Genomic DNA, 11319 nt, shown 5'->3' with positions numbered 1-11319 from the left:
GGGACGGGCCGGATTATGCCGGATGCGCGCCGGCTCAGTGCCCGCTTAGTGCCGGCTCAGCGCGTTCCCACGCACGCTCAACGCGCGCTCAGTGCCCGCCGCGGGTGAGCAGGCGCGGCTGCGATTCCAGCCCGCGCAAGCCGTTCCACATAAAATTGACCACGTGCTCGGCTACCGTTTCTTTATCGGGTTGACGCACATCCACCCACCACTGGCCCACCTGGCCGAGCGCCCCGGCCAGCGTCTGCCCGTAAATGCGGGCGTATTGCGGAGAAATACCATTGCGCCCGAGCATGGGCGCCAGCAAATCCGAGGCATAATCAGCCACATCCGCGATCACGGTTGAGAAGGAATCCCCGCCCAGCGTGGCCGGCGAACGCTGCACGAGGAGGCGAAAACCGTCGTCGTTATGCTCAATATAATCCAGCACGGCGACGACGATGGACTCGAGCACCTCGCGCTCGGGCAGGCCAATGTTCATGCGCGCGGAAAGTAATTCCGTGAGCGTGACGAGCTCGCGATCCACTACCACGTTGTAAATGCCTTCTTTGGAGCCGAAATGTTCGTACACAACCGGCTTGGAGACCTGGGCGGCCGCGGCGATTTCTTCGATGGAGACCCCGTCGAAACCCTGGGCCGCGAAAAGTTCGCGGGCCACGCCCACCAATTGTTTACGCCGGTCCGCTCGCGACATGCGCACCCGCTTCTTTTCCGGGGCGGGGGCAGGTGCGGGGGTCTGTGTCGTGGTCGGAGTGGAGGCATCCGCGGTGGTGGCAGCGGTGTTCTGTTCGATGTTCTGATCGGTGTGAGCGAGCGTATTATCGGCGGCGCGGGCGGCATCAATGCCGTTCGTGCCCTCAGGCGAGGTCTGTTTCATACTTAGTATTATGCCAGGAGCGCTTCGGTCGGTTAGACTATATCGGTGCCGGCCCGCGCGTCGGCAGTTTTCCGCCATGGTGTAACGGCAACACAGCGGTCTTTGGAACCGTTATTCTAGGTTCGAATCCTAGTGGCGGAACGTTTTCGGGCGCAGCGTCAGCGCCCGTGGCGAAATATAGGGCGCATTGCCGCCAGAAAAGGGAAGGCATGGATCTCTCCGCTGTCGTCATCCTGGCTGCTGGCCAGGGAACTCGCATGAAATCAGCCACCCCGAAACTTTTGCATGAGGTGTGCGGCCGCACGCTGCTCGGGCACGCCATCACCGCCGCGCGCAGCCTCAATCCCCGCCATATTGTTGTGGTGGTGCGCCACGAACGGGATCGGGTGGCTGCCCACGCGCTTGAGCTGGACGATTCGGTCATGATCGCCGATCAAGATGAGATCAAGGGCACCGGCCGCGCGGTGTGGTGCGGGATGGAAGCCCTGGGTGCGGGGGTGAGTGGCCCGGTTCTTGTGATGGCCGGGGATACCCCGCTTTTGGGTGGGGAGATTCTCGGGGAGCTCGCGCGCGCCCACGGGAACAGTGTTCACGGCAGCAGTTCGTGCGGGAACACTGTTTACATGAACGACGACGCCGCTACCGCTCCGGCTACCCCCGCCAACCCCGCTGTCACCGTGCTGAGCGCCCGGGTGCCTGATCCGGCTGGCTACGGGCGGATTGTGCGTGATAGCCAGGGCACCATCTGCGCCGTCGTAGAAGATAAAGACGCAAGTGCGCAGCAGCGTGCCATCAACGAAATCAATACTTCTACCTATATTTTCGATGCCGCGTTTTTGCGCGAGGCGCTGGCGACCCTGGGCACCGATAACGCGCAGGGGGAAATGTACCTGACCGATGTGGTGGCGCGGGCGTACCAGCTCGGCGCCGGGGTCGGTTCTTATGTAAGCAGTGATTACCTGGCTGTGGAGGGTGCGAATGACCTGGTCCAGCTGGCGGCCCTGCGCCGGGAAATGAATCGACGCATCGGGGAAAAGTGGATGCGCAGCGGGGTGAGCATTATTGATCCGGCCACAGCGTGGATTGATGTCCAGGTGGAACTGGAGCCGGATTGCGTCGTCGAACCTAATACAATTTTGCGCGGAACCACGCGGGTAGCGCGGTTTGGGCACGTGGGGCCCGGGGAACTGAGCAATGTCATCGTGGAGGAAGGCGCGCGGGCGCGGCATGTGCACCTGCGCGATTGCCTCATTCCGGCCGGTAAATGTGCCCGGCACGCGATTGCGCTCGGGGAAGCCGCCCAGCACCGCTGCGGCGGGTAAACACTGTTCCGGCGGTAAACACCGTTTACCGGGTAGCGGGTAGCGCCGCGATCGCATAAGCTGACAACGTCGAAAAACCCAAGCAGGCGAAACACATCGGGGGAGCACAATGAGCACGGGAATGCGGGTATCGAACGATAAGCGGCTGGTCCTAGCCACGGGCCGCGCCTATCCGGAGTTGGCGGAGGAGGTTGCGCGCTGCCTGCATATCAGCATGCTGCCCACCACCATCTACGATTTCGCAAATTCAGAAATTTACATCCGCTATGAGGAGTCGATCCGCGGGGCGGATGTTTTTATTATGCAGGCCTTCAGCAGCCCCATTAATAAATGGCTGATGGAGACGCTGCTCATGGTGGATGCCGCCAAGCGTGCCTCCGCCAAGCGCATCACCGTGGTGGCGCCGTACTACCCCTACGCTCGTCAGGACAAGAAGCACAAGGGCCGCGAACCGATTTCGGCGCGGCTGGTGGCCGATCTGCTCAAGACGGCCGGCGCGAACCGCATTATGAGCGTGGATCTGCACGCCGCGCAGAGCCAGGGTTTCTTCGACGGGCCGGTGGACCACCTGTGGGCGATGCCCACGCTGGTCGAATATGTCCGCTCCATTATTACCGGCGACGACGCCGTTATGGTCTCACCCGATGCCGGCCGTATTAAGGTGGCCGAGCAGTGGTCCTCGCGCCTGGGCGGAATTCCGCTGGCTTTTGTGCATAAGACCCGCAATATTGAGAAGGCCAATACCGCGAAGGCTAACCGGGTTGTCGGCGATGTGGCCGGTAAGACCGCCATTATTGTTGACGACATGATCGATACCGCCGGCACGCTGGTCGGCGCGATTCGCGTGGTTAAGGATGCCGGCGCCAAGGACGTTATCGTGGCGGCCACCCACGCGTTGCTTTCCGGGGAAGCGGTCGAGCGGCTCTCCAATGCGCCGATTCGTGAACTCGTGGTGACCGACACCGTGCCGATTCCCGATGAGAAGCGTTTCAAGGGCTTGACGGTGCTTTCCATTGCCCCCACCCTGGCGCGCGCCATCGACGAAGTCTTCGAGGATGGCTCGGTGACCTCGCTATTTGACGGCGCGTACTAAAAACGCACGTGGTGGTCACATCGAGCTGGGCGCTGTCCGTACTTGTCTTCGCTACCGGGTTGGTGGGCGGCATTGTGGGATACCTGACCGGGGTGGCTTCGCTGGTCACCTACCCGGCTCTCCTGGCCCTCGGATTCCCGCCGATTACCGCCAATGTGACGAATGCGATCAATAATTTCGGGAGCAGCCTGGGCTCGGTGCTGACCGGCTGGCGCTCCATGCGGGCGGTGCAGGCCTATCCGTTGTGGCCGCAGATGTTTATCAGCGCGGTGGGCGGAGCTATCGGCGCGGTGCTGCTGCTGGCTTTCGACCCGAAAGTTTTCGAGTTCGTGGTGCCCTGGCTGGTTCTCATCGCCACCCTTTCCACGCTGGTTGGCCCCTACCTGGAACGACGCGGCATCCACGCGAATATTCCGGTTCCTACCTTCCTGGTGCTAGTGGGTGTGCTGGGCGTGTACGGAGGTTATTTCGGGGCGGCCTCGGCGGTTGTGTATCTTGGCATCGCCGCGATCCTCACCCCGATGACCACCCACGAGGCACTGCTGCTCAAATCTCCGGTGCTCGGCTGCGCAAATCTCACCGCGCTACTGTTCTTCATCTGGTCCGGGGAAGTGGATTACGCGGCGGCGCTGACCATGATGCTCGGCGGGCTGCTGGGCGGGATGGTTGGCCCGCACCTCCAGCGTTTCCTCCCCGGTGGTGTGGTGCGCTGGCTGGTCGGCATCTTCGGGACAGCGCTCGCGATCTGGCTGATGCTGCGGGCGTTGGGGTAGGGCGGCGCGGCTGCCCTTAGTTCCTCATCCGCCACCGGCTCAGTTCCTCATCCGCCACCGGCTCAGTTCTTCATCCGCCACCCGCGCTGGCGGAATGCCTCGGCGAGGTGAGCGGTTGCGGGAACTTCGCCGCTCGCGATGCGTGGGAGCGCGGGTCTGCCCGGGTTGAACATCATGCGGACGAGCCGCCGAGGGAGGTGGAGATCCGGGTGGAAAAACTGAAGTTCGATCCAGCCGTAGCTGGTGCGGAGTTCGCGCCGCTGGCGATCTTTGACCTGCTGGGAGGCGTCTCGGTGAGGTGCGCCGTCGTACTCCACAATGATGCGCTGCTCCTCGAAAAGCATATCGGGTTGGCCGAGCGGGCAGCCGTCCGGGGCGAGAAGCCGCTGGTTGAGGCGCGGTTCCGGGAATCCCGCCATGGCGATAAGGAGTCGCAGCAGGGTTTCCATCGGCGAATCCGCGCCCACCCGCGCCCAGGCCAGCGCCGCGCGGAAGTGCGCCACAAAATTCCAGCTCGGGTGTTCTGCCAGGAAAGCCTCCAGTCCCTCGCGGGTGGCGTAGGGCGCCGACCTCCCCTCGAAGCGCTGGCGAGGAATGCGCAGGAGCGCGTCGATTGCCGCGATGAGCTGGTAAAACGATAGATCCGGCACGCTCGCTAGCACGGCGCGGGGCCGGGAGGCGATGCGCAGGTCCCCGCCGGGCGTGCAGATCGTTTCGATGTCGCTGTCCAGCAGTTGCGTGCGATCCCAGCGGATGAGGGGGTGGGGATGTTTGTCCTGTTTAGCGTGTGTAGATAGATCCACGGGCTTAGAGTCGTCCCATGTCGAGAAGCGGGGTGGGAGCGGTAAACCCCAGAGGCGCATTGCGGACATTCCTGTCACTACGCTTCGTGGGAATCTATGTTGCATAGCGATGAGGACATCGACTTCCGTAAAATCGCGGCGGGTGTCCCGGTAGATCCCCCGTGTCAATAGTTGGAAACAATTGCGCCGGGCGAGAGTTCGGGGCAACCCCAGAGCGTCCAGCTGTGCGAGGCTGAAGATGGGTGGGATTGGTACCGATTCACGGGGTTTATTGACCATGAGGTGAGTATTCAGGCAAGTGGTGGTTCGGGCAAGCGGCTATCCACAGGAAGGTGCTGTTATCCACAGGTAGAAATCGCGCGGAAAGCCGCCAGTAAGCTCCACAGGGATCTCCGGGGTGGGGGCCAAAACGTAGTGCGAGTAAGAGCACCGTTTTCGGCTGGTTTTGTGTCTCTTACGCGCACTTGACGGGGGTGGTGGTTTGAAATGCGCACTTTGTGTGTGGGGTAGGGGTGGTACGACGACGGCGCCAGCTGGCGGGGCGGATTCTGGCGGAGTTGGTGGTGGGGCAGCGGGGGTGTTCCGGGTTCGGGCGGTGGAGCTCCTCGGAACGTGAGGGGGCTGGTGGGGCAGGAAGGGCGCGTGTGTGTGAGGAGCGGCAAAAAACTTTGTTTTTTGCCGCCGTCGCCCTAAAATTGACGGCGTTGCTTCGGCGAGGGAGGGAGCTCGAAGCGCGGAATCACCCGGTCGTTGAATTGGGGAATCGCCCGGTCTACGGGATGGCGATTCTGGTAAGCCTGCGGGGCAGGGGAGCTGGGAATCGGGATTCGCGCTCGCGGACTCTTCCGTTATCGACGCGGCAGGCGCTCCTTCGGGTGGCCTGCTTTAACGAGGCCACCACCCGGCGCGGCGTGTGCGGCGCGGGTGTTCATATCGACAATATCGAGGTCAGCCCGCCACTCGGGTGACCGCTAATCTGACGAAGGAGAATCATGGCTATTGATGCTGCGAAGCTGACTGCCGAAACCCGTGATGAATTTGGCAAGGGCGCGGCTCGCCGCCTGCGCCGCGATGGGCGCGTTCCCGCCGTGCTTTACGGGCACGGAATCGAGCCGGTGCACGTGCACCTGGATGCTCACGATCTGTTCCTCGCGGTCAAGGGCAATCCGAATGCTCTGGTCAGCCTCACCATCGACGGTGAACTGACCCTCGCGCTGGTCAAGGACATTCAGCGTAACCCGCTCTCCCGCTCCATCGAGCATGTGGACTTCCTGCGCGTCAAGCGCGACGAAAAGGTCGAGGTTGAAATTCCGGTGGTCGTTGTGGGCGAACCGGCTCCCGGCCTTATCAACACCCTGGAACTCCTCAATATCCTGGTCTCCGCCCCGGCGATCGATATTCCGGAATCCATCGAGGTCAATGTGGAAGGTCTCGAAGATGGCGCTCGCGTGACCGTGGCCGACCTCAAGCTTCCCGAGGATGTGGAAGCCCTGGTCGATGGCGAAGAAATCGTGTCCCTGGTCATGGAGCCCCAGGTTGATAAGGCTCTGGAAGAAGCCGACGCCGCCATGGCCGAAGCTCAGGCAGAAGAAGCAGCCGAAGAAGCGGCAGCTTCCGAAGGTGCCGGCGAGTAATTCGGCGATGCACCTCACTCGCCACGAGTGACTCTTACGCGGCCGCGGACGCAATGTCCGCGGCCGCGTGCCGTGTCGGCGTCGTCGTAAAAAATATGAAGTACGCAGAGGCGGAACAATCCCGGGCAAGCGGGTACGGTTGAATATGCACAGGAGGAACGCATGTACGCTGTTGTTGGATTAGGCAATCCCGGTGCTACCTATGCCGGAACTCGCCACAATTGTGGGCATATGGTGGTGGCGGAGCTCGCCGCGCGTTGCGGGGGGCAGTTGCGCTCGCACGGCGCCACCCAGACGAACCAGCTTTCCGCGCGGGTGGGGGTGGCGCCCGGGCAGGCCGGTGAGCAGGTCATTCTTGCCACGTGCCAGTGTTACATGAATACCTCGGGCGGGCCGGTCAGCGCGCTGCTGCGCTATTACGACTGCCCGGTGGAGAATCTTATTGTGGTTCACGATGAGCTTGATCTCCCCTTCGGGACTCTGCGCCTCAAGCGCGGCGGGGGCGAAGGCGGGCATAACGGGCTCAAGTCGATTTCGCAGTCCACGGGCTCGAAGGATTATATTCGGCTGCGTTTCGGTATCGGCCGGCCGCCCGGGCGCCAGGACCCTTCCGATTTTGTGCTGCGGCCCTTTAGCTCGACGGAGCGCAAGGAGCTTGATGTGCTTATCGCGCAGGCCGCGGACGCCGTGGAGGATGTGCTGCGCAACGGGCTGGAAAGCGCCACGATGCGTTTGCATACGAAGCATTAGCCGGCGGCGTGGAGCGGCGGCGCCGCGGCATACGGCGCGGATCCGCGCAAATACGGCGCCGAACCGCCCGCGCTGCGCGCTAAATCGCCGGCACCGCGCCCGCGCTGCGCCGAGCGAGAACCGAAACCCCAGAAGGACGAGGAAGGAAACGAGCGTCCCGTGCAATTAGAATCCTTGCTGCCGCTCATCGGCGCCGATCCCGCCCTGAGCAGCGCTGCCGCCTCGACCGCCACCCGCCTGGATATTCCGATGCCGCGCGGGGTGGTGCCGCCGGCCCTGGCGTACCTCGCGCGCGCGAATGCCTCGGAAAGCGCGGCTCGGCAAACCGGCACGGCCGCCGTACCAGAAACCGCTGCCCCGAAAAACCCCACCGCAGAAACCGCCACCCCCGCACCCCTCCACGTGGCCATCACCGCGTCGGGGCGGGAGGCTGAAATCCTTGAGGGCGCGATGCGCGCCTACCTTCCGGCGGAGCAGATCGCGGTGTTCCCCTCCTGGGAAACGCTCCCGCACGAGCGCCTGTCTCCGCGTTCGGATACGGTGGCTCGCCGCCTGCTCACTCTGCGTCGCCTGGCCCATCCGGAGGAATTCGAGCCGCTGCGCCTCCTCATTATGCCGGTGCGCGCGCTGCTTCAGCCCATTACCCGCGGTCTGGGCGACCTGGCGCCGGTGCGTATCCGCCTCAACGAGGACGCCCCCATGGAGGAGGTGGAAAATGCGCTGGTGAACGCTGCTTACACCCGGGTTGATATGGTGGAACGCCGCGGCCAATTCGCGGTGCGCGGCGGCATTCTGGACGTTTTCCCGCCCACGGAACGCCACCCCATCCGCGTGGAATTCTTCGGCGATACCGTGGACGAAATCCGCACCTTCTCCGTGGGCGACCAGCGTTCCATGGAGGAACGCGAAGAACTTTACGCCCCGCCCTGCCGCGAAATTCTCCTCACTGAATCGGTGCGTACCCGCGCCCGCTCGCTCATCAGCGAGCTGCCCGGCGCCACCGATATGCTCGACAAAATCGCCGCCGGCATCGCCCCGGAGGGCATGGAATCCCTCACGCCGGTGCTCGTGGACGGCATGGACGCCGTGGTGGACGTGCTTCCCGCCACCGCCCGCCTCCTCATTATCGAGCCGGAGCGCGTGGACCAGCGCGCCGAATCGCTGATCGCCACCACGGAGGAATTCCTAGCGGCGGCCTGGAGTGCGGCGGCGGCCGGCGGCACGCCTCCGGTGCAGGCCAATGCGGCGAGTTTCGCGAGTGTCGCGGCCACCCGGGCGGAAGCGCTGAAACGCGGCCAGGCCTGGTGGACGCTCGGCGGCTTTTCCGGCAACGCGCTGTCCGGCAACGCGCTGTCCGGCAGTGCCGTCGCCGGACACAGCGCGTCCGCCGGGACTACTTCGGGTCGCCTCGCTTCCACCGGGAGCACCACCAAGAACGACGACGCCGGCGCCGCTGTCGCGGCGCGCGAACCGCGCAAATTCCTCGGGAAAGTTGATGAGGCTCTCGCCGCTATCGGGGAGCAGGCACGGCGCGGGGTGCGGCAGGTGCTCGTGGTGGACGGGCCGGGCTTGGCGCGCCGCTACGCGGAACAGCTCGGTGAGCTGGGTGTTCCGGCCAGCGCGGTAGCGGAGCTCCCCGCTCACTTCGAACCCGGGGTGGTTTACGTGGTGGCCGCGCCCATCGCCGAGGGCTTCGTTATGGAAGGCCAGCAGCTCGGGGTGTACGCGGGTGCGGATCTGACCGGGCGGGGCGGTTCCTCCACTCGGGATATGCGCACGCTGCCCAAGCGGCGCCGCAAGAATGCCGTTGATCCGCTCTCGCTAACTCCCGGGGATTTTGTGGTGCATGACCGCCACGGGGTGGGCCGTTTCGTGCGGATGGAAAAACGCACGATTGGCGGTAAAGGCGGGCAGCGCGAATATATTGTTCTCGAGTATGCGCCGTCGCGGCGCGGCGGGCCACCCGATCAGCTCTGGGTGCCCACCGATCAGCTTGACCAGGTGTCGAAGTATTCGGGCGGGGAATCCCCGAGCCTCAATAAAATGGGCGGGGCCGATTGGGAGAAAACCAAGTCGAAGGCCCGCGCTGCCACCCGCAAAATTGCTTCGGAGCTTATTCGCCTCTACGCGCAGCGCATGGCCACCCCGGGTATCGCATTTTCGCCGGATACGCCCTGGCAGCGCGAGCTCGAAGACGCCTTCGCCTACGTGGAAACCCCCGATCAGCTGCACACTATCGACGAAGTGAAAGCCGATATGGAAAAGCCGGTTCCCATGGATCGCCTTATTTCCGGGGATGTGGGCTACGGCAAAACCGAGATTGCGGTGCGGGCGGCTTTCAAGGCGGTGCAGGATGGCCGCCAGGTGGCGGTTCTGGTGCCGACCACCCTGCTGGTGGAGCAGCATCGCGAGACTTTCGAGGAACGCTACGCCGGCTTCCCGGTGCGGGTGGCGGCGCTTTCGCGTTTCCAGAGCGCGCGCGAATCGGAGGAGGTCATCTCCGGGCTCGCCGACGGCAGTATCGATGTGGTCATCGGTACCCACCGCCTACTCACGGGAAATGTGCGTTTCAAAGCCCTCGGCCTGGTGGTGATTGACGAGGAGCAGCGTTTCGGCGTCGAACATAAAGAGACCCTCAAGCAGATGTACCCGAATATCGATGTGCTCTCGATGTCGGCCACCCCGATTCCGCGCACGCTGGAAATGGCGGTCACGGGGGTGCGGGAAATGTCCACCCTGGCCACCCCGCCCGAGGAGCGCCACCCGATTCTCACCTACGTGGGCGCGCGGGAAAATCGCCAGATCAGTGCTGCGATTCGCCGCGAGTTGCTGCGCGACGGCCAGGTTTTTTACGTGCATAACCGGGTGGGGGATATGGGCCGGGTGGCCGCGCAGCTCGGCGAGCTGGTGCCCGAGGCGCGCATCGCCGTCGCCCACGGAAAAATGAGCGAACGCGATCTGGAAAATGTTATTCAGAATTTCTGGAATCACGAGATCGACGTCCTTATCTGCACCACCATCGTGGAAACGGGCCTCGATATTTCCAATGCGAATACGCTCATTGTGGATAATGCCGATAAGCTCGGGCTTTCTCAGCTCCACCAGCTGCGCGGGCGCGTGGGCCGCGGGCGCGAGCGCGCCTACGCGTATTTCCTGTACGACCCGGACCGCGCGCTCACGGAAACGTCCCTGGAACGCCTGCGCACCATCGCCGCGAATACCGACCTCGGGGCCGGCACCCAGGTCGCCATGAAGGACCTCGAAATCCGCGGGGCCGGCAATATGCTCGGCGGCGAACAATCCGGTCACATCGAGGGCGTTGGTTTCGATTTGTACGTGCGCATGGTCTCCGAAGCGGTTGCGAAAATGCGCGGGGAGATTCCGGGCGACGACGACGCCAGCAGCGATGTGCGCATTGAGCTGCCGGTGGAAGCCTACCTACCCGAGGATTACGTGCCTTCCGAACGGTTGCGCCTGGAGATTTACACCAAGTTGGCGGCATCGCGCGGGGAGGACCAGCGCGAGGAAATTCGGGCGGAATTGCGCGACCGCTACGGGGAGATTCCCGACGTGGCAGCGCGGCTCTTCCGGATCGCGCAGCTGCGTGACCTGGCGCGCAGTGCCGGGCTGGAGGAAATTACCCAGATGGGGCGCAATGTGCGTTTCACGCCGGTGGCGCTGCCCGATTCCCGGCAGGCGCGCCTCAAGCGCCTGTATCCGGGGGCGATGCTCAAGCCCGCGGTTCGAGTCCTCATGGTGCCTGTCCCGCCCGCGCCCGCCGCGGGGAGCGGCGGGGGCGCTGCCGGGGGAAGCACGCGCGCTGGAGCGGGCGGCCTTCGCCCCGGAACGCTCGGGGTGGCGCAGACCTCCGCGCGCCTCGGGAGCGGTGCGCCCATGGAAGGTGATGACCTGCTTGACTGGGTGTCCCATCTCATTACCGCGGTATTTATTTCCTCGGTGGGGTAGCGGCGGGGCCGCCGCGGGTTATTCCGGACGTGTGGCCGAGGTTCCGGGGTTTGTACTATAGGGCCCGTTTCGGGATGCCCCAGCGGGCTTCGTCACACGGT

At 64.0% G+C, this 11319-nt stretch carries 8 protein-coding genes and 1 tRNA gene; 7 read left to right on the top strand and 2 right to left on the bottom strand.

Annotated features, from left to right (window positions below; translation table 11 throughout):
• Nucleotides 1–88: 88 nt before the first annotated feature.
• Complete coding sequence (locus ACRQEG_RS01025; RefSeq protein WP_284903761.1) at nt 89–877, bottom strand: TetR/AcrR family transcriptional regulator; 789 nt, start codon at nt 875–877, stop codon at nt 89–91.
• Between the two features lie 70 nt (nt 878–947).
• On the opposite strand from ACRQEG_RS01025, the gene ACRQEG_RS01020 reads away from it, so the two are divergent.
• From ACRQEG_RS01020 to ACRQEG_RS01005, 4 genes are all read left to right on the top strand, one after another.
• Nucleotides 948–1018, top strand: a tRNA-Gln gene (locus ACRQEG_RS01020).
• 68 nt (nt 1019–1086) lie between these two features.
• Nucleotides 1087–2199, top strand: a complete 1113-nt coding sequence (locus tag ACRQEG_RS01015) for an NTP transferase domain-containing protein (protein ID WP_435733751.1) — start codon at nt 1087–1089, stop codon at nt 2197–2199.
• Nucleotides 2200–2308: 109 nt separating this feature from the next.
• Nucleotides 2309–3292, top strand: coding sequence for a ribose-phosphate diphosphokinase (locus ACRQEG_RS01010; protein WP_016443229.1), 984 nt, complete (start codon nt 2309–2311; stop codon nt 3290–3292).
• 11 nt (nt 3293–3303) lie between these two features.
• Nucleotides 3304–4065, top strand: coding sequence for a sulfite exporter TauE/SafE family protein (locus ACRQEG_RS01005; protein WP_284903763.1), 762 nt, complete (start codon nt 3304–3306; stop codon nt 4063–4065).
• A gap of 62 nt (nt 4066–4127) precedes the next feature.
• Here ACRQEG_RS01005 and ACRQEG_RS01000 read toward each other — a convergent pair whose 3' ends face one another.
• The gene (locus tag ACRQEG_RS01000; protein WP_284903766.1) at nt 4128–4868 is read right to left on the bottom strand and encodes a putative endonuclease domain-containing protein; all 741 of its coding nucleotides are present in this window, start codon (nt 4866–4868) and stop codon (nt 4128–4130) included.
• A gap of 992 nt (nt 4869–5860) precedes the next feature.
• Here ACRQEG_RS01000 and ACRQEG_RS00995 point away from each other — a divergent pair.
• The 3 genes from ACRQEG_RS00995 (at nt 5861) to mfd (ending at nt 11218) form a co-directional block, all read left to right on the top strand.
• Nucleotides 5861–6502 carry a 50S ribosomal protein L25/general stress protein Ctc gene (locus tag ACRQEG_RS00995; protein ID WP_087070445.1) on the top strand — a complete coding sequence of 214 codons (642 nt, stop codon included), beginning with the start codon at nt 5861–5863 and terminating at the stop codon, nt 6500–6502.
• A gap of 162 nt (nt 6503–6664) precedes the next feature.
• The gene (pth, locus tag ACRQEG_RS00990; RefSeq protein ID WP_087070446.1) at nt 6665–7252 is read left to right on the top strand and encodes an aminoacyl-tRNA hydrolase; all 588 of its coding nucleotides are present in this window, start codon (nt 6665–6667) and stop codon (nt 7250–7252) included.
• 159 nt (nt 7253–7411) lie between these two features.
• Entirely contained in the window at nt 7412–11218 is a 3807-nt protein-coding gene (gene mfd, locus ACRQEG_RS00985) for a transcription-repair coupling factor (RefSeq protein ID WP_284903767.1), read from the top strand.
• Nucleotides 11219–11319 lie beyond the last annotated feature (101 nt).

It is taken from the genome of Actinotignum stranguriae (genome assembly GCF_051265215.1).
In the GTDB taxonomy this organism is placed as follows: Bacteria; Actinomycetota; Actinomycetes; order Actinomycetales; family Actinomycetaceae; genus Actinotignum; species Actinotignum schaalii_C.
This window is presented reverse-complemented; position numbering and strand designations above follow the sequence as displayed.

What these genes read in the sequence shown, in the direction of transcription:
- ACRQEG_RS01015 (WP_435733751.1), top strand. Translation starts at nt 1,087, where the DNA reads ATGGATCTCTCCGCTGTCGTCATCCTGGCTGCTGGCCAGGGAACTCGC.
- pth (WP_087070446.1), top strand. Translation starts at nt 6,665, where the DNA reads ATGTACGCTGTTGTTGGATTAGGCAATCCCGGTGCTACCTATGCCGGA.
- ACRQEG_RS01010 (WP_016443229.1), top strand. Translation starts at nt 2,309, where the DNA reads ATGAGCACGGGAATGCGGGTATCGAACGATAAGCGGCTGGTCCTAGCC.
- ACRQEG_RS01025 (WP_284903761.1), bottom strand. Translation starts at nt 877, where the DNA reads ATGAAACAGACCTCGCCTGAGGGCACGAACGGCATTGATGCCGCCCGC.
- ACRQEG_RS00995 (WP_087070445.1), top strand. Translation starts at nt 5,861, where the DNA reads ATGGCTATTGATGCTGCGAAGCTGACTGCCGAAACCCGTGATGAATTT.